At 71.8% G+C, this 23487-nt stretch carries 18 protein-coding genes; 14 read left to right on the top strand and 4 right to left on the bottom strand.

Features of this window, described 5'->3' with window-relative positions:
• Positions 1 to 376: 376 nt before the first annotated feature.
• Together lnt and B042_RS0103335 are read left to right on the top strand one after the other, a co-directional pair.
• Entirely contained in the window at positions 377 to 2026 is a 1650-nt protein-coding gene (gene lnt, locus B042_RS0103340; RefSeq protein WP_028647051.1) for an apolipoprotein N-acyltransferase, read from the top strand.
• A gap of 101 nt (positions 2027 to 2127) precedes the next feature.
• The gene (locus B042_RS0103335) at positions 2128 to 2670 is read left to right on the top strand and encodes an FxsA family protein (protein ID WP_028647050.1); all 543 of its coding nucleotides are present in this window, start codon (positions 2128 to 2130) and stop codon (positions 2668 to 2670) included.
• 62 nt (positions 2671 to 2732) lie between these two features.
• Here B042_RS0103335 and B042_RS0103330 read toward each other — a convergent pair whose 3' ends face one another.
• Positions 2733 to 3950, bottom strand: a complete 1218-nt coding sequence (locus B042_RS0103330; RefSeq protein WP_028647049.1) for a multidrug effflux MFS transporter — start codon at positions 3948 to 3950, stop codon at positions 2733 to 2735.
• Between the two features lie 29 nt (positions 3951 to 3979).
• Positions 3980 to 6508: an HAD-IC family P-type ATPase gene (locus B042_RS21795; RefSeq protein WP_081748567.1), complete on the bottom strand. Its 2529-nt coding sequence runs from the start codon at positions 6506 to 6508 to the stop codon at positions 3980 to 3982.
• A gap of 305 nt (positions 6509 to 6813) precedes the next feature.
• Here B042_RS21795 and B042_RS0103320 point away from each other — a divergent pair, with 305 nt between their 5' ends.
• From B042_RS0103320 to B042_RS0103300, 5 genes are all read left to right on the top strand, one after another.
• Positions 6814 to 7599, top strand: coding sequence for an NRDE family protein (locus B042_RS0103320; RefSeq protein ID WP_028647048.1), 786 nt, complete (start codon positions 6814 to 6816; stop codon positions 7597 to 7599).
• Between the two features lie 200 nt (positions 7600 to 7799).
• On the top strand, positions 7800 to 8186 hold the full coding sequence (locus B042_RS21790) for a hypothetical protein (protein ID WP_051415432.1): 387 nt from the start codon (positions 7800 to 7802) through the stop codon (positions 8184 to 8186).
• Positions 8187 to 8349: 163 nt separating this feature from the next.
• The gene (locus B042_RS0103310; RefSeq protein WP_028647047.1) at positions 8350 to 8529 is read left to right on the top strand and encodes a hypothetical protein; all 180 of its coding nucleotides are present in this window, start codon (positions 8350 to 8352) and stop codon (positions 8527 to 8529) included.
• A 164-nt stretch (positions 8530 to 8693) separates the two neighbouring features.
• Positions 8694 to 9917 carry a cysteine--1-D-myo-inosityl 2-amino-2-deoxy-alpha-D-glucopyranoside ligase gene (gene mshC / locus B042_RS0103305; RefSeq protein WP_081748566.1) on the top strand — a complete coding sequence of 408 codons (1224 nt, stop codon included), beginning with the start codon at positions 8694 to 8696 and terminating at the stop codon, positions 9915 to 9917.
• 92 nt (positions 9918 to 10009) lie between these two features.
• The gene (locus B042_RS0103300) at positions 10010 to 10411 is read left to right on the top strand and encodes an ABATE domain-containing protein (RefSeq protein WP_028647045.1); all 402 of its coding nucleotides are present in this window, start codon (positions 10010 to 10012) and stop codon (positions 10409 to 10411) included.
• 7 nt (positions 10412 to 10418) lie between these two features.
• On the opposite strand, the gene B042_RS0103295 is transcribed toward B042_RS0103300, so the two are convergent.
• Positions 10419 to 10805, bottom strand: a complete 387-nt coding sequence (locus B042_RS0103295; protein WP_028647044.1) for a thiol-disulfide oxidoreductase DCC family protein — start codon at positions 10803 to 10805, stop codon at positions 10419 to 10421.
• A gap of 43 nt (positions 10806 to 10848) precedes the next feature.
• Complete coding sequence (locus tag B042_RS0103290) at positions 10849 to 11688, bottom strand: PAC2 family protein (protein ID WP_028647043.1); 840 nt, start codon at positions 11686 to 11688, stop codon at positions 10849 to 10851.
• A 411-nt stretch (positions 11689 to 12099) separates the two neighbouring features.
• Here B042_RS0103290 and metH point away from each other — a divergent pair, with 411 nt between their 5' ends.
• The 7 genes from metH (at position 12100) to B042_RS0103255 (ending at position 23436) form a co-directional block, all read left to right on the top strand.
• A complete protein-coding gene (gene metH, locus B042_RS0103285) occupies positions 12100 to 15570 on the top strand; it encodes a methionine synthase (RefSeq protein WP_081748579.1) in 3471 nt (1156 codons plus the stop codon).
• Between the two features lie 185 nt (positions 15571 to 15755).
• Complete coding sequence (locus B042_RS0103280; protein ID WP_036553782.1) at positions 15756 to 16466, top strand: HAD family phosphatase; 711 nt, start codon at positions 15756 to 15758, stop codon at positions 16464 to 16466.
• 74 nt (positions 16467 to 16540) lie between these two features.
• The gene (locus tag B042_RS0103275) at positions 16541 to 17023 is read left to right on the top strand and encodes a hypothetical protein (protein ID WP_028647040.1); all 483 of its coding nucleotides are present in this window, start codon (positions 16541 to 16543) and stop codon (positions 17021 to 17023) included.
• A gap of 568 nt (positions 17024 to 17591) precedes the next feature.
• Positions 17592 to 18653, top strand: coding sequence for an ABC transporter permease (locus tag B042_RS0103270; protein ID WP_028647039.1), 1062 nt, complete (start codon positions 17592 to 17594; stop codon positions 18651 to 18653).
• 99 nt (positions 18654 to 18752) lie between these two features.
• Positions 18753 to 20507: an ABC transporter substrate-binding protein gene (locus B042_RS0103265; protein WP_028647038.1), complete on the top strand. Its 1755-nt coding sequence runs from the start codon at positions 18753 to 18755 to the stop codon at positions 20505 to 20507.
• An 86-nt stretch (positions 20508 to 20593) separates the two neighbouring features.
• Positions 20594 to 21607: an ABC transporter permease gene (locus tag B042_RS0103260; protein WP_028647037.1), complete on the top strand. Its 1014-nt coding sequence runs from the start codon at positions 20594 to 20596 to the stop codon at positions 21605 to 21607.
• 44 nt (positions 21608 to 21651) lie between these two features.
• Entirely contained in the window at positions 21652 to 23436 is a 1785-nt protein-coding gene (locus B042_RS0103255; protein WP_028647036.1) for an ABC transporter ATP-binding protein, read from the top strand.
• Positions 23437 to 23487: the final 51 nt, after the last annotated feature.

Here is a 23487-nt window from a genome sequence, read left to right as displayed (position 1 = left end):
CAACCCCCTCCCCGCACGCGTGCTCGGCCCGCCGGTCCTACGACACGGCTGACCGGGTTGAGCCACCGGGTCGGGGAGTCTGGGTAACCTAACGACCAGTCCAGCACTGGACGGACCGGTCGCGCGTCCCCCACTCGTCCGATCGGACGCTGCATCACGCGCCAGGTGCAGCCGGGATCGGGTGAAGGGCGGTTCGACACGGCCGGGCGGGGGGTTGGACCCGGAAAAGGCCCGAACATCCAGTAGACAACGGTTTTCCGAGCTCGCCGCCGACGGGACGGAGCCGGTCCGAAGGGTGGCTCGGGCCTTTTCCGCGTCCCCCCATATCCTGGGCCGCGAGCACGCACCTCCCCGCAGCCGAAAGCGAGCAGCCCACGTGGTCGCCGAGCACACCGAACGCGCCCCGGACACCGACGAACCCGCACCCGGGCGCTCGCAGGCGCCCCCGGACCGGTGGCCCTCCACGCTCTCTCTCGGCCACCGCTGGGGCGGATACGACCTGCTCTGGCGCTTCCTGGCCGCCGTGGCCTCCGGCCTGGCCCAGCTCTTCGCCCTGCCGCCCTATGGATGGTGGTGGCTGGGGCCGCTGAGCGCCGCCCTGCTCGCCTTCGCCGTCGCCGGAACCCGGCTGCGCCGTGCCGCCTGGCTGGGCGGCCTGGCCGCGGCCGTGCTCATGGTGCCGCTGGTGAGCTGGCAGGGCATCTTCGGCCTCGACGTGTGGCTGCTCATCGCCGCCGCCGAGTGCGTGTACTTCGTTCCCATGGCCATGGGGCTGTCCCTGGCCCTGCGGATGCCCCTGTGGCCCGCCACGACCGCCGCCCTGTGGGTGGCCCAGGAGGCCCTGCGCGCCCGCTGGCCGCTGGGCGGCTTCCCCTGGGGCAAACTCGCCTTCGCCCAGCCCGACACCCCCTTCTCCGGCTACGCCGCCCTGGGCTCCTCCCCCCTGGTCACCTTCGCGGTCGCCCTCACCGGCGGCCTGGCGCTGTGGAGCGTGCTGCGCACGGTGTCGGCCCTGCGCGGAGCGGAGCCGGGCCGGGGCCGCTCCCTCGCCCTGTCCGGGGCCGCGCTCGCCGCCGCCGCGGCGGTCGTCGCGGGTGCCACCCTGGCCCCGGCGGTCGGCCGCCCCGCCGAGTCCGGGACCGTCACGGTCGCCATGGTGCAGGGCAACGTGCCCGGTGTCGGCCAGGTGAGCATCACCGGTGAACGCGCCCAGGTGCTGCGCAACCACGTCGACGGCGTCCACGATCTCGCCGACGCCGTCCGCGCGGGCGCCTACCCCCAGCCGGACGTGGTGCTGCTTCCGGAGAACGCCAGCGACATCGACCCCTTCCGCGACCCCGAGGCCGAACGCCTCATCTCCGGGGCCGCGCGTGACATCGGCGCACCCCTGCTGTGGGGCCTGAGCCGGTTCAACGACGATGGCACCCGCTACATCCAGAGCGTGGTGTGGGACCCCCGGACCGGTCCGGGCCAGGCCTACGACAAGCGCTTCCTCGTGCCCTTCGGCGAGTACATCCCCTACCGCGACTTCTTCACCCGGTTCGTGGCCCGGCTCGAACAGGTGGGCTCCGACGCGGTCCCGGGCACCGAACCCGGTGCGCTGGAGGCGGGCGGGACCACCCTGGCCGTGGCCATCTGCTTCGACGTGGCCTTCGACCGGCCGGTGCGCGAGTCCGTCGCCGCCGGTGGACAGGTCATCGTGGTCCCCACCAACAACGCCAACTACAACTTCACCGGCCAGTCCGAGCAGCAGTTGGCCATCACCCAGTTGCGCGCCGTCGAACACGGCCGGACCGCAGTCGTCGTCTCCACCAGCGGCATCAGCGCGGTGGTGGAGCCCGACGGCAGCGCCGTCTACACCTCGCCCGAGGCCGAGGCCGACCTGCACGTGGCCGAGATCACCACCGTTGAGGGACCCTCGACCGCCACCCGGCTGGGCGCGCTCCCCGAGGCTCTGCTGAGCGCGGTGGGCCTCGCGGCCGCCGTCGCCGCCGTGGTCGTCGGCCGCCGCGCCCGCAGCCGGTAGCGGACGGGCCGGGGACCTGCGCCTCGGCCGCCGCGGGAACCATGGGCCGCGGGTGCGCGTTGACCACGGCAGGGACGAGTGCCGAGATGGGATGGTGTCCGATGGCGCTGCTGGTTCTGCTGGCGCTCATGGCGCTTCCGTTCGTGGAAGTGTGGCTGATGATCGTGGTCGGCGGGTGGATCGGGGTGCCGTGGACGATCGCCGTGCTGGTCTCCCTCACCGTGCTCGGCGGCGGTGTGCTGCGCCGCGCGGGCACGAAGGCGTTCCGCGACGCGGACGAGGCCATGCGCTCCGGTGAGCCACCGCGCGGAGGCCTGCTCGACCCGCTCATGGTCATGGTCGGCGGGCTCCTGCTCGTCGTGCCCGGCTTCCTCACCGCCCTCCTGGGCGTGCTGATGGTCCAGCCCTTCACACGGCCCGCCCTGAGGTGGGCCTTCAGCGGCTGGACCCGGCGCCGGATGAGCCGTATGCAGGAGCGCATGGACCGCCGGTTCACCCCTCCGGCGGGCGGCGTTCCCGGTCAGGGCGGCCCGTTCGGCCCCCGCCCCGGCGGCGGCCCCGGGGGAGGGGCCGACAGCGCCGGCTCGTCCCGAGGCCGCGTCATCCAGGGCCACTTCGAGCCGGTGGACGACGACAGGCGCTGACGGCACGGCACCGTCCGCTCCCACGGGAACCGGCCGGGTCCGGACCCGGCCGTGCACGGGGCTCAGCGGCCCGGGTGCCGCCCCGCCGCCAGAGCCAGCAGGCCCAGGGCGGCCGAGCCGAACAGCACCACGCCCATGGGCACCGCGCTCTGACCGCCCAGACCCACCAGCGGCGCGGCCAGGGCGCCGATGAGCATCGGGAAGGCGCCGATCAGAGCGCTGGCCGATCCCGCCCGCTCCTCCTGGCCGCGCATCGCCAGAGCCGAGCCCGACGCCAGCAGCGCCCCCATCGAGGCCGTGTACACGACCGAGGACAGCGCGAGGGCGGCCAGCGGAGCGTGCATGAGCGCGGCGGCCAGGATCGCCCCCGCAGCCGCCGTCGCGGTGGAGGAGGCGGCCCACAGCAGGGAGCGCTCCGTGAACCGCTCGCTGAGCCGGCCCACGGAGGCGCTGCCCGCGACCATGGCCAGTCCGCCCGAGGCGAAGAGCGCCCCGAACCCCTGGGCGGACAGCCCGTACAGCTCCTGATAGACGAACGGCGTCCCCGCCACGTAGGCGAAGCTTCCACCGTGCAGCAGCCCCAGGGCCAGTGCGTAGGCCAAGAAGGTCCGGTCGAGCAGCAGCGCACCCATCGAACGCAGGGTGCCCCCGAGGCTGCCGGGCACGCGCCGACGCGCGGGCAGGGTCTCCGCCAAACGGGCGAAGGCGATCGCGGCGACGACCGCGCCGAGCGCGGCAAGGAAGACGAAGACCACCCGCCAGCCACCGAAGGGCAGTGCCAGGATCCCGCTGCCCACCAGCGGCGCCACCAGGGGGGTCACCGCGATGATCGCGGTCAGGGCCGCGAAGAACCGCGTCATGTCCGTGCCGCCGAATACGTCGCGCACCACCGCGCGCGAGAGCACCACCCCGGCCGAGGCGGTGAAGCCCTGGAGGAAGCGTGTGAGGGCCAGGGCGCCGGTCCCCGGTGCCAGGGCGCACAGCAGCGACGAGGCGACGAACAGCGCCAGGCACACCAGCAGCGGCCCGCGCCGCCCCAGGGCGTCGCTCAGGGGACCGACCACCACCTGGCCCGCAGCCAGGCCCATCATGCACGTGGTCAGGCTCGCCTGCACACCGGACTCCGACGCCTCCAGTTCGGCGGCGATGGCGGGGAAGCCCGGCAGATAGGTGTCGATGGACAGCGGCCCCAGCGCCGACAGCAGCCCCAGGAGCAGCGCCAGACCCGCGCGGGCCCGGCCCGTCGGAGCACCCCGTGGTGCGGCCGGGGGCCGCGGCAGGCCGCCCGTCGACGCGTCCCCCGCCCCGGTCACGACGCGGCCCCGCGGACCGACCGCTCGGGACCCGCCTCACGGGCCGCCGCCCGGGCCGTCATCCGATCGTCCACGACGCGGATGACGGTGATCGCCGCGATCGCGCACCCGGCCACCGCCAGGCCGGTGAGCACCTTGGCCGGGTCGCTCACGTCCAGGTCGAAGAACCCCTGTCCCAGCGGTGTGACCAGGGCCAGCACCAGCAGGCCCGCCATGGCCGCCACCAGCACGGCCTTCCACCACACGTAGGGCCGGGCCACCAGCAGCAGCACCCACAGGGTGGTCGCGCACAGCGTGATCACCACGGCGGTCCGGTCGGCGGGGTCGGGGACGGTCCGCCCGCCCAGCACCAGCAGGTAGGTCGTCACGGCCGCCACACCCGACACCGTCCCGGCGGGGACCGCCAGCCGCAGCGTTCGCAGCACGAACCCGGGGCGGACGATGTCGGTGTTGGGTGCCAGCGCCAGGAAGAACGAGGGGATACCGAAGGTCACCGCGTTGATCAGGGTGGCGTGCCGGGGGAAGAACGGGTAGGCCACCGCCAGCAGGCCCACGACCACGGCCAGCACCATCGTGTACACGGTCTTGGTCAGGAACAGCCCTGCCACCCGTTCGATGTTGCCGATCACGCGGCGGCCCTCGGCCACGACCCTCGGCAGCACCGCGAACCGGTCCTCCAGCAGCACCAACTGCGCGACCGAGCGCGAGGCCGGGCTGCCCGAGCCCATCGCCACGCCGATGTCGGCCTCCTTCAGCGCCAGAACGTCGTTGACGCCGTCGCCGGTCATGGCCACCGTGCGGCCGCGGTCGCGCAGCCCCCGCACCATGTCGCGTTTGCGCTCGGGGCCCACCCGACCGAACGAGGAGTGGCGCTCCACGGCCTCGGCCAGGTCGTCGCGGTCCTCGGGCAGGTCCCGGACGTCCACCGGGCGGTCGGCTCCGGCCAGCCCCACCTCGCGCCCCACCGCGCCCACGGCCGCCGCGTGGTCGCCGGAGACGATCTTGACGTCCACCCCCTGTGCGCCGAAGTAGTCCAGGGTGGGTCCGGCGTCCTCGCGCACCCGCTGGTCCAGCACCACCAGGGCCGCGGGCCGCAGCCCGCCGGGGAGCCCGTGGGTGTCCACGCGCTCGGCGGCCCGTGCCAGGAGCAGGACCCGGTGCCCCTGACCGCCCAGCCGGGCGGCCTCGGCCGCGGCGGGGTCGTCCGCGGGCACCAGGACGTCGGCGGCGCCCAGTACCCAGTGCCGCTCCCCCTCCGGTGTCAGCAGGCTCGCGCCGCTCCACTTGCGGGCCGAGGAGAAGGGAACCAGCGCCGTCACCGGCCAGTCCGGGGCCTGCCCTCCGGTCGCGGCGCAGCCCCGGGCGATCGCCGCCATGCTCGGGTTGGGGTCGGGGTCGCCGGCGGCCAGCGCGGCGAGCACACGGGCGGGGGAGTCCTGCGGGCCCTCCCCGCCGCCCAGTTCGCGGACGGCGGACAGCCGCATCCCCGCCTCGGTGAGGGTGCCCGTCTTGTCGGTGCACACCACGTCCACCCGGGCCAGGCCCTCGATCGCGGGCAGCTCCTGGACCAGGCACCTGTGGCGGCCCAGCCGGACCACCCCCACCGCGAACGCGATGCTGGTGAGCAGGATCAGCCCTTCGGGGACCATCGACACCAGAGCCGCCACCATGCCGCGCAGCGCGTCGGCGAGGGGTCCGGAGACCTGGCCGCCCGCAGAGGCCTCCTCCAGGGCGGTGCCTTCGCCCAGGAACAACTGGCTGTAGACCAGCAGGCCCCCGACAGGGAAGAGCGCGTAGGTGATCCATTTCAGGATCCGGTCGATCCCCGACCGCAGTTCGGAGCGCACCAGGGAGAACCGGCTCGCCTCCTCGGCCAGGCGCGCGGCGTAGGCGTGCCGTCCCACCTTCGTCGCCCGGAACCGCCCGTGGCCCGCCACCACGAAGCTGCCCGACATGACGGTGTCGCCGACCGCCTTGGCCACGGGGTCGGCCTCACCGGTCAGCAGCGACTCGTCGACCTCCAGAGCGCCCGAGGAGATCACCGTCCCGTCCACGACGACCTGGTCGCCGGTGCCCACCTCCAGCACCTCGTCTAGGACGATCTCCTGGGCGGCCACGCGCTCCACGGCTCCCTCGCGCACCACACGGGGGCGCGCCGCGTTCACGATCGCCAACCGGTCCAGGGTCCGCTTGGCCCGGACCTCCTGCACGATGCCGATGAGGGTGTTGCACAGGACCACCATCGCGAACAGCCCGTCCTGGACGGGCCCGATGAGGGCGATGATGGTGAACAGCACGGCGATCATCGCGTTGATGCGCGTGAACACGTTGCCCCGGATGATCTGACCGACGCTGCGGCCGCCCCGGACCGGGACGTCGTTGGTCCGTCCCGAGGCCACCCGCTCGGCGACCTGCGCCCGGCTCAGCCCGGACTCGTCGGCAGGCGCGGCCGGGCCGACCCGGTCGGGTGCGGCCAGCGCCGCGCGGACCGCACCGCCGTCGGGGGGATCGGGATGTTCGGGCACGCGGCTCTCCTGTAGGGGGCTCGGGGCGGGGAGGACGGTGCCGCGGCCGCCCGGGACACGGACCGCCGGACACCAGCGCTGTCAAGACTAAGAGCTGTTCCCGGACCGCGGTGCCGAACCAAGGCGCGTTCGCGCCTCCGCGGGGTCGTCGTGCTCCCGGGCCTCCGGGTGCGTACCGGTGAGAACCGCAGTCTCCAGTGCGGAGACGAAGCACACCTCGCGGTCGGCGGTCCGGCCGCAATACCTTTTTCGGGCATACGGTTGCAGTGAGGGCGCGACCGTTCCGATACCACGTGAAGGACACCATGTGCACCGTCATCGTCGGATTCGACCCCGGCGCGGACACGCCGCTGGTCATCGCAGCGGTCCGGGACGAGATGCGGGACCGCCCCTGGGACGGGCCCGGTCGGCACTGGCCCGACCACCCCGACGCCGTCGGAGGCCGTGACCGGAGCGCGGGCGGCACCTGGCTGGCCGTGGACACGGCGCGTGCGCGCACGGCCGCGCTGCTCAACGGGTGGCCATGGGACGGCCGCATGCCCTGGGAGGGCACCTACCCGGCGAGCCGCGGCGACCTGCCGCTGCGCGCCCTCGCCCAGCACGGCCGGGACGCCCTGGCCGAGGTCGACGCCGGCAGGTACGCGCCCTTCCACCTCCTGGACGCCGACGCCCACCGGGCGGTGCTGCACAGTTGGGACGGGCGCCGTCTGGACACCCGTCCTCTGTCCGCCGGGGTGAGCGTCATCGTCAACACCGGGCTCGACCCGGCCGCTCCGCGCGTGGTCCGCCACCGTCCCGAGTTCGCGCGCACCCGCCCCGATCCCGCGGGCCTGGCCGCGGCCCCGGACACGGGTGAGATCTGGGGGGACTGGGTGGATCTGCTCGCCGCGGCCGCACGCGACACCCCCCGCTCGGCGGGCACCGGCGGCGCGGGAGACCCCTCGGGCCTGATCGCCCACGCCGAACTCGGTGACGGCAAGGTCTGGGCGACAGGGTCGGTGACCCTCGTCGCCGCCGACGCCGGAACCGTCCGACACGCCTTCACCACCGATCCCGCCGATTCCCGGTCCTGGCGCGTGGTCGACGTGTGAGGCGTCGGCCGGGCCGCCTGGCCACCGCGGATCAGCACAGGTGCGCAAGGCCTCCGACCGGGTATGTAGAAGGATCCGAAACCGCGCTATAAGCGGCGTACTGGACCGTGGCCTCGAGGCCCGAAACCGGTCGGCGGCCCGGGGACGTGCCGCCGCACGGCCCCGGGTACCCGCCAGCCCCCTCTCGGAAGGACTCCCGAATGAACGCCAGCCCCGCCCACCAGGAATTCTCCCGCCGCGCCCACGAACTCCCGCACGACCCCGCCGACCTCGTCGGCCGGTGGACGCGCGTTCACAGCGGCCCCCACGACCGGGTCGGTGTCCTTGTGCACGCCACGAGGAGCATCGACACCGGGGCGCAGGGCTGGGACTGGTCGCTGCGCACCCCCACCGGCGTGGTCAGCGACCGTGGGGAGCTGCGGGTGACGCCGCTCGGGGACCACGACGGCGGACGGGCGCGCGCCGCCCGCCGCAGACTCCGCGCCATGCGCGCGGACCTCGCCGAGCTCGCCCCCCACGACACCGCGGCCGAGGGGGTGGAGGCCGACCTCGAACTCCTGGAGTGGGAGCTGGCGGCCCGGCCCTGAACCGCCTCGACCTGAGCGGTGGTGCGCTCCGTCTCCGGTTCCCGACACCGGGTGAACAGGCCGGTAAACCGGCAGCGCGCCCGGGGCGTCTCTGTGTGCAGACGGCGCGGACGCCGTGGTCCACACGCGTACACACCGCGTTCAGGTCAGGGGGACGGGCCCTATGGGCGGATATGGCGGGCAACTGGAGAGAAGCTCCTACTGGCTGTTCTACGTGGTCTCCGTGGCCGGTGCCCTCGTGCACTGGCGGCAGGACGGCGTGCTGCTGGCCGCCGCCTGCGCCGTGTCCGCCGTCCTGGGAGCCTTCCTCATCGTCCGGGCCAGGCCCCGCCTGGGCGGCTGAAAGCCGACCCGAGCGAGTCCGTGCTGTCTTCCGCGCACCCTGGCCCACCTGCGGCGAAAGGTCGACGGAGGACGTCGGCCACCGGTGTGTCGCTGCGCACACACCAGGACGTACCAGGCCATCCCGCGGTGTTCACCGCACCCGTGTCGCGTAGTCTTCCGGGTATGCGTTCCTGGTCTGCGCCTGACATCGCCCCCCTCCCGGGCACCGGCGGCCCGCTCCGTGTCCACGACACCGCCACCGGTCGGATACGGGAGACGGCACCGGGCCCCCGGGCCGGGATGTACGTCTGCGGGATCACCCCCTACGACGCCGCCCACCTCGGCCACGCCTTCACCTACCTGACCTTCGACCTGGTCAACCGGGTCTGGCGCGACGCCGGACACGAGGTGGACTACGTGCAGAACACCACCGACATCGACGACCCGCTCCTGGAGCGCGCCCAGGCCACCGGCGTGGACTGGCGCGACCTCGCCCACCGCGAGATCGACGTGTTCCGCGGCGACATGGCCGCCCTGCGCGTCATCCCGCCCACCTCCTACGTGGGGGTCGTGGAGTCGGTCGACCTCATCAGCGCGCTGGCAGAGCGCATCCGCGCCGCCGGCGCCGCCTACGACCTGGACGGCGACCTGTACTTCTCCGCCGCCGAGGCCCCCAAGTTCGGCGAGGTCGGCGGGCTGGAGCACGAGGAGATGCTCACCCTGTTCGGCGAGCGCGGCGGCGACCCCGGCCGCGCGGGCAAGCGGGGCCCCCTGGACTGGCTGCTCTGGCGCGCCGAGCGTCCCGGCGAACCCGCCTGGGACAGCCCCCTGGGCCGGGGACGCCCCGGATGGCACATCGAGTGCAGCGCCATCGCCCTGGACCGGCTCGGCCCCGGCTTCGACCTCAACGGCGGCGGCAGCGACCTCGTCTTCCCCCACCACGAGATGGGCGCGGCCGAGACCCGCTGCGTGACCGGCGGCCCGGGCGCCCACCACCACGTGCACGTGGGCATGGTCGGCCTCGACGGCGAGAAGATGTCCAAGTCCCGGGGCAACCTCGTCTTCGTCTCCAAGCTCCGCGAGGAGGGCGTGGAGCCCGCCGTGATCCGCACCGCCATGCTCGCCCACCACTACCGCTCCCCGTGGGAGTGGACCGGTGCCGAACTCCCTGTCGCCCGCGCGCGGGTGGAGCGCTGGCGCGCCGCCACCGCCCGGGGATCGGCGCCCGACGCCACGCCGCTGCTGTCCGCGGTCCGCGCCGCACTGGCCGAGGACCTGGACTCGCCCGCGGCCCTGGCCGCGATCGACGCCTGGGCCGAGGCCGCCCTCACCGAGGGCGGCACCGACACCGGCGCTCCCGCACTGGCCCGTGCCACCCTGGACACCCTCCTGGGCGTGCGGCTCTAGGGTTCGCACGCGGGGCCGCGGCCCGGCGCCACGCGGCCGGATTTCGTCGTTTCCCGGACGCGGAGGGTGTGGAGATGGTGGGATATGCGGCCATGACCACTCCCATACGGCTCAGCACCGCCGCCGCGCTCGTCACCGACTTCGCCTCCACCGGTGCCCGGCTCACCGACCGGGCCGACCTCGCCCGCTTCCTGCGCCGCCACCACCTGGCCTCCGAGGGCTCCATGCCCATCACTCTGGGCGACCTGGAGGAGGCCCTGGCCCTGCGCGAGGCCATCCGGGCCGTCCTCACCGGTGGGGCCGACCCCGAGGTACTCGCGCGCGGTCAGCGCGTCCTCGACGGGCTGCGCCTCACCGTGCGCCTGGAACCGGACGGCTCCCCGGTCCCGCTTGCGCCGGCCGTGGTCGACGAGGTGCGTCGCGGCCTGGCCCGGATCGCGGGGGCCTGGGCGGTGGTGAGGGCCACGGGGGAGTGGCGCGAACTGCGGGTGTGAGGCGTCCTCACCGCCGGTCGACCGCGCAGGAGGCCGTTGCTCCCGGCAGCCGGTAGCGGTGGGCGGCCACCCACCGGTAGGCGGCACGGTTGACCGCCCGCAGCAGGGGGAGCCGCATCAGCCGCCCCACGGGCCGGGTGAGGGCGCGGCCGTGGACGAGCACCTCCGCCACCGCGTCCCCGCCCGCGAAGCGGCGTCCGTCGGGGTAGACCACCCACGCCTGGGCGTCGGCCTGCTCCGGGGTGAGGCCGAGCGCGGCCAGGTCGGCGTCCTGCCAGGCGGTGAACGCGGTGCGAGTACGTACCCGCTCGCGTGCGAAGACCACCGCGCGCTGGCAGAACCCGCAGTCCTGGTCGTAGAGGAACGTTCCGGCCCCGGGCGCAAAAGGTGTCATACCGCCATCATGCCCGGCGCGGGGCCGCCGACGCGGCCGGGGTTCAGCCGTCCTCGCGGCGGCGCAGGTAGCGCTCGAACTCGCGGGCGATCGCGTCGCCGGTCGCCTCCGGGAGTTCGGCGGTGTCCTTGGCCTCCTCCAGACCGCGCACGTAGGCGGAGATGTCCTCGTCCTCGGCGGTGAGCTCGCTGACATTGGCCTCCCAGGCCACCGCGTCCTCGGGCAGCTCGCCCAGGGGAACGGCCGCCTCCACCAGGTCCTCCACCCAGCCCAGCAGGGCCAGGGCCGCCTTCGGACAGGGCGGCTGCGCCACGTAGTGGGGGATGGCAGCCCACAGCGACACCGTGTCCACGCCCGCCTCGGAGAGGGCCTCGTGCAGCACGCCCACGATGCCGGTCGGGCCCGTGTAGGTGGTGGGCTCCAGGCCGTACCCGGCGCCCAGCTCCACGGGCGAGGCGATCCCCGTCACCGGGATCGGCCGGGTGTGCGGTGCGTCGGCCAGCAGCGAACCCAGCATCACCGCCCGCTTCACGCCCAGCTCCCGGGCGACCGACATGAGGTCGGCGGTGTAGGAACGCCACCGCATGTTGGGCTCGGGGCCGTTCACCAGCACCACGTCGCGTCCGACCCCGGGCGGGGTGGCCACCGCCACGCGTGTGGTCGGCCACTCCACCTTGCCGGCCAGGCCGTTGACCACGGACATGCGCGGTCGCGTCACCTGGAAGTCGTAGTAGTCGTCGGGGGTGAGCGCGCACAGCTCGCGTGCGTCCCACACCTTCGCCAGGTGCTCCACCGCGAGGGTCGCCGCCTCTCCGGCGTCGTTCCACCCCTCGAACGCGGCCACCATGACAGGATCGACCAGCTCCCGGGTGAGCTTGACCATCCGCGGCCCCTTCCTGCACTCGACGCTGTCCACCCTATGGGGTGGGACCCCGCTCGGGAAACCGTGTTCCCGGCCCGAGGGGGCCACACAGCGCCACGCGCAGGGTGCTGTCGGCCACAGGACCGGCCCCGGGGTCGCAGGTGCGCGGACCCGGCCCCAGCCGTAGAACGCAAACGGACGGAAAAACGTCCGATTACCCTCTTTTTGCGTGCACCTTTCGGGCTCGGCGGCCTATCGTGAGATCGGTGTCTCACAGGATGGAACGCCTGATGGGATAACCTCGCTAGTCAGCGCCCCCCGTGGACGCAGCCGTCCCCGCACCCATCCGTCCCGGCCGCTGCCGGGGCCGACCCCGGGCCGTGCGCCGCACGGGCCGCCGCGCACCCCCATGAGTGAGTAGATGTGGAGCAGATGAGAGCTCGCCTGACCTTCCGTGAAGCACTGTCCCAGCGTGTGATCGTCGCGGACGGGGCCATGGGCACCATGCTCCAGGCGCACGATCTCGACCTCGACCAGTTCGAGGGCCACGAGGGCTGCAACGACATCCTCAACATCACGCGCCCCGACATCGTCCGCGACACCCACGCCGCCTTCCTCGAAGTGGGCTCGGACTGCGTCGAGACCAATACCTTCTCCGCCAACTATGCCGGCCTGGCCGAGTACGGCATCGAGGGGCGCACCTACGAGATCGCCGAGGCGGGCGCACGCGTGGCACGCGAGGCGGCCGACGCCTACTCCACCGATGAGCGGCCCCGCTACGTCCTGGGGTCGGTCGGCCCCGGCACCAAGCTGCCCACGCTGGGCCACGCCCCCTACCGCCTGCTGCGCGACTACTACGAGCAGTGCCACCGCGGCCTCATCGCCGGCGGTGCCGACGCGATCCTCATCGAGACCAGCCAGGACCTGCTCCAGGTCAAGGCCGCGGTGACCGCCGCTCGCAGCGCCCGCGAGGCCGCCGGGCGCGACGTGCCGATCATCGCCCAGGTGAGCATCGAGACCAACGGCACCATGCTCCTGGGTTCGGAGATCGGCGCCGCGCTGACCTCCCTGGTCCCGCTGGGCATCGACGTCATCGGCCTCAACTGCTCCACAGGCCCGGCCGAGATGAGCGAGCACCTGCGCTACCTGTCGCACCACTCGCCCATCCCCATCTCCTGCATGCCCAACGCCGGCCTGCCCGAACTGGGCCCCGACGGCGCCGTGTACACCCTCTCGCCCGAGGAACTGGCCGACGCCCACGAGACCTTCACCTCCGAGTTCGGCCTGGCCCTGGTCGGCGGCTGCTGCGGCACCACCCCCGAGCACCTGCGCCAGGTGGTCGAGCGGGTACGCGGGCGCGCCGTCAAGCAGCGCAGGCCGCTGGTGGAGCGGGCCGCCTCCTCGCTCTACCAGAGCGTGCCCTTCCGCCAGGACGCCAGCTACCTGGCCATCGGCGAGCGCACCAACGCCAACGGCTCCAAGAAGTTCCGCAAGGCTATGCTGGAGGAGCGCTGGGACGACTGTGTGGAGATGGCGCGCGACCAGATCGCCGACGGCGCCCACCTGCTCGACCTCAACATCGACTACGTGGGCCGCGACGGCGTCCGCGACATGCGTGAACTGGCCTCCCGCTTCGCCACCGCCTCCACACTGCCGGTCATGCTCGACTCCACCGAGCCCCCCGTGCTGGAGGCCGGACTGGAGTCGCTCGGCGGGCGCGCCGTCATCAACTCGGTCAACTACGAGGACGGCGACGGCCCCGAATCGCGCTTCACCCGCATCATGAGGCTGGTCGCCGAGCACGGCGCGGCCGTCGTCGGACTGTGCATCGACGAGGAGGGCCAGGCCCGCACCGCCGAGTGGAAGGTGCGTGTGGCCACCCGCCTGATCGAGGAGATCACCGGCCAGTGGGGCCTGGCCACCGGCGACATCATCATCGACTGCCTCACCTTCCCCATCACCACGGGGCAGGAGGAGACGCGTCGCGACGGCATCGAGACCCTGGACGCCATCCGCGAGCTCAAGCGCCGCTACCCGGACGTGCAGACCACCCTGGGCCTGTCCAACCTGTCCTTCGGCGTCAACCCCGCCGCCCGCATCGTGCTGAACTCGGTGTTCCTGCACGAGGCGGTCGAGGCAGGCCTGGACTCGGCGATCGTGCACGCCTCCAAGATCGTGCCGATCAACCAGATCCCCGAGGAGCAGCGCAAGGTCGCCCTGGACCTGGTCTACGACCGGCGCGCGGACGGCTACGACCCCCTGTCCGTGTTCATCGACATGTTCCAGGGCGTGGACGCCAAGTCCATGAAGGCCTCCCGCGCCGAGGAACTGGCCGCCCTGCCCCTGTGGGAGCGCCTGGAGCGGCGCATCATCGACGGCGAGATGAACGGCATCGAGACCGACCTGGACGAGGCCCTCTCGGAGAAGCCCGCCCTGGCCATCGTCAACGACACCCTGCTCGCCGGGATGAAGGTCGTCGGCGAGCTGTTCGGCTCCGGCCAGATGCAGCTCCCGTTCGTGCTCAAGTCCGCCGAGGTCATGAAGGGCGCGGTCGCCTACCTCGAACCGCACATGGAGAAGACCGACGACGACGGCAAGGGCCGCATCGTCCTGGCCACCGTCAAGGGCGACGTCCACGACATCGGCAAGAACCTCGTCGACATCATCCTGTCCAACAACGGCTACGACGTGGTCAACATCGGTATCAAGCAGCCCGTCTCGGCCATCCTGGAGGCGGCCGAACGCGAGCGCGCCGACATCATCGGCATGTCCGGCCTGTTGGTCAAGTCCACGGTCATCATGAAGGAGAACCTCCAGGAGATGAACTCCCGCGGGCTCTCCGAGCGCTTCCCGGTGCTGCTCGGCGGTGCTGCGCTCACCCGCTCCTACGTGGAGCAGGACCTGGCGGAGATGTTCGAGGGCGAGGTGCGCTACGCCAAGGACGCCTTCGAGGGACTGCGCCTGATGGACACCTTCATGGCGGTCAAACGCGGCGAGGAGGGCGCCGAACTGCCCGCGCTGCGCAAGCGCCGGGTCCGTACCGGCCCCGGCCTGAAGGTCACCGAACCCGAGGACATGCCCGCGCGCAGCGACGTGGCCACCGACCACCGGGTGCCGGTCCCGCCGTTCTGGGGCGACCGGATCAGCAAGGGCGTCCCCCTGGCCGACTACGCCGCGTTCCTCGACGAGCGAGCCACGTTCATGGGCCAGTGGGGGCTCAAGGCCGCACGCGGCGGCAACGGCCCCACCTACGAGGAGCTGGTGGAGACCGAGGGCCGCCCGCGCCTGCGCCGCTGGCTGGACCGCATCCAGACCGACGGCCTGCTGGAGGCGGCCGTGGTGCACGGCCACTTCCCCTGCTACAGCGAGGGCGACGACCTCGTGGTGTTGGACGAGGACGGTGCCGAGCGCACCCGGTTCACGTTCCCGCGCCAGCGCCGGGACCGCCACCTGTGCCTGTCCGACTTCTTCCGGCCCAAAGAGTCCGGCGAGCTGGACGTGGTGTCCTTCCAGGTGGTGACCGTGGGCTCGGCGATCAGTCGTGCCACCGCCGAACTGTTCGAGCGGAACGCCTACCGCGACTACCTGGAGCTGCACGGCCTGTCGGTGCAGCTGACCGAGGCACTGGCCGAGTACTGGCACACCCGCGTGCGCGCCGAACTGGGCTTCGCGGGCGAGGACCCGGCCGAGCTCGACGCGTTCTTCAAGCTCGGCTACCGGGGTGCGCGGTTCTCCCTGGGCTACGGTGCGTGCCCGGACCTGGAGGACCGGGCCAAGATCATGTGGCTGCTGGAGCCCGAACGGGTGGGGGTGACGCTGTCGGAGGAGTTCCAGCTCGTGCCCGAGCAGGCCACCGACGCCATCGTCCTCCACCATCCGGAGGCCACCTACTTCAACGTGTGAGCGGCCGGTCTCGTGAAGTTCGCCGGGTGTACCGTGCGCGGACAGGTGCCCTTCACGCACGTGGGGCGCCTGGTCCGCGACGATGTCAGGCCCCGGTGCGACCGGGGACGGGGAGTCCGACGAGACAGGCGAGGGGAGTGCGCGGCGTGTCCGACGCCAGGGCTCGGACGGCGCCGCCGGGATTCATGACTGACACGAACACGGTGGAAGCGCCCGGGAGGCCGGCGGCCGGGCAGCGGCGCCTCCAAGCGGTGCTGCTGGACATGGACGGGACCCTCATCGAGAGTGAGGACCTGTGGAACGAGTCCGAGAGCGAGCTCACCGCCGAGCTGGGCGGGCGGTGGACCGACCACGACCACGAGGTCAACCTCGGTAACGCCGCTGAGCCGGTGGGTCGCTACATCATGGAGCTGACCGGGACGACGCACCTGACCCCGCGCCAGATCGCCGACCGTCTCTACGCCAAGTTCCAGCGCAAGCTGGAGGAGGGCCGGGCCCGGCTGCGGCCCGGTGCCAAGGAGCTGGTGGGGCTGCTCACCGGGGCCGGGGTGCCGGTGTCGCTGGTGACCTCCACCGAGCGCAGTCTGGTGCGGATGGCGATCGGTGGGATCGGCCTGGAGAACTTCGACGACTCTGTGGCCGGGGACGAGGTCGCCGCGAACAAGCCCGCGCCCGACCCCTACCTCACGGCGGCCCGGCGGCTGGGTGTCGACCCCCGGCGGTGCGTGGCCTTCGAGGACTCGGTGATCGGCTCGGCCTCGGCGGCCGCGGCCGGGTGCGTGACGGTCGCCGTGCCCATCCACGCGCAGATCCCCCCGCGTGAGGGCGTGCTCGTGCGCGACTCCCTGGTGGGCGTGGACCTGGAGTGGCTGGAGTCGCTGGTCGCCGATCGCTGAGCCTGCCGGATCGGTGGGGCTCCCTAGGGGCTTCACCCGATGTGCGCGGCGCCTTTCGGTGCGAGACTGGTCTCATGTTGGAGCTGCCTGAGAACCTGCCCGTCTCCGACCTGGCCGTGGGCGCCGTGCTCTCGGCGGTCGGGCTGATCGTCTCCTTCGTGCTGTGGCGCCGACGCGGCGCGGCGTTGGGACTGCGGGGCCTGGCGTGGTCCCTGGTGCCACTGGCCGTCGCGCTGCTGGGGCTGATGGGCGTGGTCTGGGAGTTCGTCCGAGGCGTGGCGGGCGTGCTCACCGGGCTGCTGTTCAGCCCTCTGGTGTGGGCCGGGGCGGTGCTCGCCGGGCTGGCGGTGGTGCTCTACGTCGTCTCGGGCGTCATGCGTGCTCGGGGCACGGGCACCGGGCGCGGCGGATCCACGGAGGCCAAGGGCTCCAAGGGCGGCGGTTCGGACGCCGCGGGCCGGGTGGGGCCGGCCGAGCCGAAGGGGAAGCGGGAGTCGCCCGCCGACTCCGACTTCGGCGATATCGAGGAACTGCTGCGCAAGCGCGGTATCGACTGAGCGGGGTCTCCCGGGACGGTCCCGAGGTGCGGATCCACGGACGCGGCGCACGGCTTTCGGCCGGCGCCGCGTCGCCGTGTGCGCTGTGTCCTCGATCACAGGGCACCGCTCAGCCGTGGCCGGGTCGCGGGCGGCGGAGGGGAGCCGAAGGCCGACGGCGTACCGGATCAAGGATGTTCTGAGGCTGACACGGGTGTTATCGCATCCCTTGTTGATAAATAGGCTTACTTTTCCTGTTTGTTACGATCTAGTCAAAGAGGTTAAAGCTGGACGATAGCGCTCTTACTTACGAGTAAGTTGGTCGTCGTGTAGCAAGCCGGGCGACAAGACGTCGTGTGTATCTCACTTCACGCGGATGCGGAGGTAGGGTGCACTCGGTCGGATGCGACCGGTACGGGGGCGTACCTTCTCCCGCGTGCCAGGTTCCGCCCCCCGCAAGCCAGTGTCGAGAACCGACCGGCCCCACCGTGAGGACCCCGAGGGAACCCCCAGGCGTGTCCCGTCCTCATGCGCGGGATCAGTCCTGCCCTCGGCTGGAAGTGATGACTGGAGAGAGAGTGGTGTCCCGATGAGTGCGCCCTCGCAAGCCCCCGAGTCGGCGGGCCCCGCCGGTGTCCAGGACGCCGCCGCGGAGCCCGGTGTCCGGGCCACCCGTGGCGGAGGGGACAACCGGTCTCTCCGCCAGATCGCGTGGCAGCGGCTGAGGAGCGACAAGGTCGCGATGGTCTCGGGCGTCGTCGTGGTCCTGCTCATCCTCGCCGCGATTCTCGCCCCGCTGCTGGTCAAGTGGTTCGGCTACCCGCCCACCCAGTTCCACCAGGACCTCATCGACCCCGCCACCCGGCTCCCCTTCAAGGACCCGGACAACCCCTACGACCCGGACACCGGGTTCGCGGTCACCGACCCGTGGGGCGGCATCAGCGCCGACCACCTGCTCGGCCTGGAGCCCACCACGGGGCGGGACCTGTTCAGCCGCCTGCTCTACGGGGCGCAGATCTCCCTGCTCGTGGCCTTCCTGTCCACGCTGCTGTGCGTCGTGATCGGTACGGTCCTGGGCATCATCGCCGGGTACAAGGGCGGCTGGGTCGACACCGTCATCAGCCGGGCCATGGACATCTTCCTGGCCTTCCCGCTGATGCTCTTCGCCATCGCCCTCGTCGGCGTCATCCCCGAAGGCGTCTTCGGGCTGACCGGCAACGGACTGCGCGTCGGTGTCATCGTCTTCATCATCGGCTTCTTCAACTGGCCCTACATCGCCCGCATCGTCCGCGGACAGACGCTCTCCCTGCGCGAACGCGAGTTCGTGGAGGCGGCGCGCAGCCTGGGCGCCGGCAACCGGCACATCCTCCTCAAGGAGATCCTGCCGAACCTGGTGACGCCCATCATCGTCTACTCGACCCTGCTGATCCCCACGAACATCCTGTTCGAGGCGGCCCTCAGCTTCCTGGGTGTGGGCATCAACCCGCCCACCCCCAGTTGGGGAAAGATGCTCTCCGAAGCCGTGGACTTCTACCAGAACGGCCCCTACTTCATCGTCTTCCCCGGCCTGGCCATCTTCATCACCGTGCTGGCGTTCAACCTGTTCGGTGACGGCCTCCGCGACGCTTTCGACCCCAAGACCTCCGACTGACCCCGGTCACCGCGCGGACCGGCTCCCCGGTTTGCGTAGACATGGGATCACCCAGTGGTCACCCCAATTCCCCGATCGGTTCGGTAGAAAGGCAGTTCCTTGAGGAAACGCACCCTCGGCTTCGTCGCGCTCGGCGCGGCGGCATCCCTCTTCCTGTCCGCCTGTGGCGGCGGCGAAAGCGACTCCGACGGCGGCCAGAGCGCCGGCGCGGGTTTCAACGCCGCCGAGTCGGAGATCGTCAACCCCTCCGACGCCACCGGCGGCACCCTGCGCTACGCGATGTCGTCCGACGTCGACTCCCCCGACCCCGGTAACACCTACTACGGGTACAACTGGAACTTCTCGCGCTACTACGCGCGCACCCTGCTCGCCTACAACCCCGAGCCGGGCGAGAACGCCACCGAACTGGTCCCCGACGTGGCCGAGGCGCTGCCCGAGTCCAACGAGGACTTCACCGAGTGGACCGTCAAGATCAAGCAGGGCCTGCTCTTCGAGGACGGCTCCGAGATCACCGCCCAGGACGTCAAGTACGGCATCATCCGCGGTGACTTCAACGGCGGAGCCCTGGCCCAGGGCCCGAGCTACTTCGCGCAGAAGCTCGACGCCGACCCCGAGTTCAACGTCTACGAGTCCTCCGACCCGCTCGGCGAGTTCGACGCGATCGAGACCCCGGACGACCACACCCTGGTCTTCCACCTCAAGGAGAGCTTCTCGGAGTTCCCCAACATCCTCATCACGCCGCAGACCGCCCCGGTGCCGGTCGACGCCGACCGCGGTGAGCTCTACGAGCAGCACCCCGTCTCCTCGGGCCCCTACAAGTTCGACGGCGACTACGAGGCCGGCGTCGGGCTCAACCTTGTGCGCAACGAGAACTGGGACGCCGAAACCGACCCCATCCGCCGCGCCCTGCCCGACAGCGTCGAGGTCGAGCTCAACGTCAACCAGGAGGAGATCGACGAGCGCCTCCTCAGCGGAGAACTCGACGTCGACCTCGGCGGCACCGGCGTGGGACCGGCCATGCACAGCCGCCTGGCCAACGACGAGTCCGCACGGCCCAACATGGACAACCTGTTCTCCGGCGCGCTGCGCTACGTGAACATCCACACCCCGGTCATCGAGGACGTGGCCTGCCGCCAGGCGATCATGTACGCGGCCAACCGCGACAGCATGCACCGCGCCTGGGGCGGAACGCTGGGCGGCGACATCGCCACCAACTTCCTCCCGCCGGCCATCCCCGGCTCCGACCCGGAGCTGGACCTGTACCCCTCCGAGGACAACACCGGTGACCTCGAAGCCGCCCAGGGCAAGCTCGAAGAGTGCGGTATGTCCGAGGGCTTCGAGACCACCATCGCCGCACGAGAGGGCCGCGACAACGACATCCAGACCGCGGAGGCCCTCCAGGAGTCCCTCGCCCGTGTGGGTATCGAGGCCGACATCGAGACCTACCCGGCCGGTGACTTCTTCGCCCAGTACGCCGGCTCCCAGGACTTCGTCCGGGAGAACAACATCGGCATGAGCGTCTCCGGGTGGATCCCGGACTGGCCCACCGGCTACGGCTTCGGCCAGGCCATCACCGACGGCCGCGCCATCACCGAGACCGGCAACTACAACACCTCCGAGCTCGACGACCCCGAGATCAACGCCCTGTGGGACCAGGCGCTGGAGACCGAGGACCCGGAGGAGCGCGCCGCCATCTACGGCGACATCGAGCGCATGGTCCTCGAACAGGCCGCCATCCTGCCGGTGGTCTTCGACCGCGCGATGTTCTACCGCTCCGCCGAGCTGACCAACGTCTACTTCCAGCCGGGCTACGCCATGTACAACTACATGGCCCTGGGCGTGGACCGCGGCTAGTACCCGACCGGCCTGAACTAGTACGAGAAGGCAGGTGAAAGCGGCGGGGCGCCCCGGCTCCGAGGGTCGCCCCGCCGCCGACCGCGATGCTGAACTACATTCTCCGCCGCCTCGGCGCGGGCGTGCTGCTGCTCGCCATCGTCACGATGGTGACCTTCTGGATCTTCTACGTCCTGCCCAGGTGGGCCGGGGTCACCCCGGAGGGCATGGCCGCCATGTACGTGGGCAAGGCGCCCACCCCGGAGGCCATCGCGGCCACGGTCGACCGCCTCGGCCTGGACCAGCCGATCGCCGTCCAGTTCCTCGATTTCCTCAGAACGCTCCTGCTGGGCACCGAGTACACGTTCGGCCGGGAGACGGTGGAGTGCGCCGCGCCGTGCCTGGGATACTCGTTCACCACCAACACCCCGGTCCTCGAACAGCTCCTCAACCGCCTGCCCGTCACGGTCTCCCTCGGCTTCGGCGCGGCCGTTATCTGGCTGATCGGCGGGGTCGCGGTCGGCGTGCTCTCGGCGGTCAGGAAGGGCAGCGTATTCGACCGGATCGCCATGTCCCTGGCCCTGGTCGGCGTCTCCCTGCCCATCTACTTCACCGGTCTGCTCTCCCTGGCCTTCCTGGTGCACACCTGGGACCTCTTCCCGGTCCCGCGCTACGTGCCCCTCACCGAGGACCCGGTGGGCTGGTTCCAGGTGATGATCCTGCCCTGGGTCACCCTCGCCTTCCTGCACGCCGCGCAGTACGCCCGGCAGACCCGGGCGGGCATGCTGGAGACCCTGGGGGAGGACTACATCCGCACCGCCCGGGCCAAGGGCCTCAGCGAGCGCAAGGTCATCTTCAAGCACGCCCTGCGCCCCACCCTCACACCCATCGTCACCATCTTCGGTCTGGACATCGGCCTGGTCCTGGGCGGAGCCATCCTCACCGAGACGGTGTTCTCGCTCAACGGCGTCGGCAAGTACGCGATCGACGCCATCGTCGCCAAGGACCTCCCGGTGATCCTCGGCGTCACCCTTCTGGGCGCCTTCTTCATCGTCCTGTGCAACCTTGTCGTCGACCTGCTCTACCCGATCGTCGACCCGCGGGTGCGGATCGCCGCGTGAGACCGCCGCGCCGACCAGACCGGCTTCGAACGAAGGAATGTGACATGGCCTCCACCGAGCCCGTCGTCCGGGTGGACGACCTGCGGGTGACGTTCCCGACCCTGGACGGCGACGTTCGCGCGGTGAACGGGTTGTCCTTCGAGGTGCCCGCAGGCGGTGCCCTGGGGATCGTCGGCGAGTCCGGTTCGGGCAAGAGCGTCACCTCGCTCGCCCTGATGGGGCTGCACCGCGGCACCAAGGCGTCGATCACCGGCTCCATCGAGGTGACCGGCAAGGACGTGGTCGCCGCCACCGACCGGGAGCTGCGCCGCATGCGCGGCAACGACATCGCCATGGTCTTCCAGGACCCGATGCAGTCGCTGCACCCGCAGTACACCATCGGCGACCAGTTGGTGGAGGCCTACCGCGTCCACCACCCCAAGGCGTCCCGGGCCCAGGCCCGCAAGCGCGCCGTCGCCTCGCTGGAGCGGGTGGGCATCCCCGAGCCGGGCAAGCGGATCAACTCCTACCCGCACGAGTTCTCCGGAGGGATGCGCCAGCGCGTGGTGATCGCCATGGGGCTCATGTGCGAACCCAAGGTGCTACTGGCCGACGAGCCCACCACCGCCCTCGACGTCACCGTGCAGGCCCAGGTGCTGGACCTGCTCGACGGGCTCCGCCGCGACCTGGGCATGGGCCTCATCCTGGTCTCCCACGACCTGGCCGTGGTCGCCGGCTCGGTGGACGAGGTGGTGGTGATGCGCCACGGTGAGGCCGTGGAACGCGGCGACGTGCGCACCGTCCTGTCCGCGCCCGAGCACCCCTACACACGGGCCCTGCTCGCCGCCGTGCCCAGGGTGGAGGTCTCCCGCGCCCAGCGCCGCGCCGCGGACCGGGCCGAGCGCGCCGAACGCGAGCGCGGAGTCCAGCGCGCGGAGGGCGCCGACGCCGCGGAGCGGGGCGGCTTCGAGCCCTTCACCCCCGCCGCGCCCGCCGCGCCCGCCGACGGCGAGGCCCCGCTGCTGCGCGTCCAGGACGTCGCCATGTGCTTCAAGGTGCGCGGCGGACTGTGGGGCCGCACCATGGACTTCTGGGCGGTCAAGGGCGTCTCCTTCGACCTGCACCGGGGCGAGACCCTCGGTGTGGTGGGCGAGTCCGGTTCGGGCAAGTCCACCCTGTCGCGGATGGTGATGCGCCTGGTGGAACCCACCCGGGGCCGGATCGAGTTCCAGGGCCGCGACATCACCCACATGCCCGAACGGCGGCTGCGCCCGCTGCGCAAGGACGTGCAGATGGTGTTCCAGAGCCCCTACTCCTCACTCAACCCGCGCGTGACCGTCGGTGACGCGATCGGCACAGCGCTGCGCGTCCAGGGCGAGAGGGACACGAAGAAGGTGCGTCTGCGCGTCCAGGAACTGCTGGAGCGCGTAGGGCTGGAGGCCGCCCACTACAACCGGTTCCCGCACGCCTTTTCCGGGGGCCAGCGCCAGCGGATCGCCATCGCGCGGGCGCTCATCCTCAAGCCCAAGCTCATCGTCTGCGACGAACCGGTGTCCGCGCTGGACGTGTCCACCCAGGACCAGGTCCTCAAGCTCCTGTCCGAGCTTCAGGACGACTTCGGCCTCACCTACATCTTCGTCGCCCACGACCTGGCGGTGGTCCGCCAGATCTCGGACCGCGTCGCGGTGATGAAGCAGGGAGAGATCGTGGAACTGGGCGACAGCGACGGCGTGTACGAGAACCCGCGCAGCGACTACACACGCAGCCTGCTCAACGCCGCACCGCTGCTGGACCCCGACGAGGCGCGCCGCCACCGCGCTGAGCGCGAGGTCGCCCGCGCCGCCCTCTGACCGGAGCCCGGCGCGAGGCCGGTGGCCGCCCGTCGCGGGCGGCCACCGGCC

The sequence above is a fragment of the Nocardiopsis sp. CNT312 genome (assembly GCF_000515115.1).
Taxonomy (GTDB): domain Bacteria; phylum Actinomycetota; class Actinomycetes; order Streptosporangiales; family Streptosporangiaceae; genus Nocardiopsis.
The sequence above is the reverse complement of the archived record's forward strand: the minus strand, read 5'-3'. Positions and strand labels throughout refer to the sequence as shown.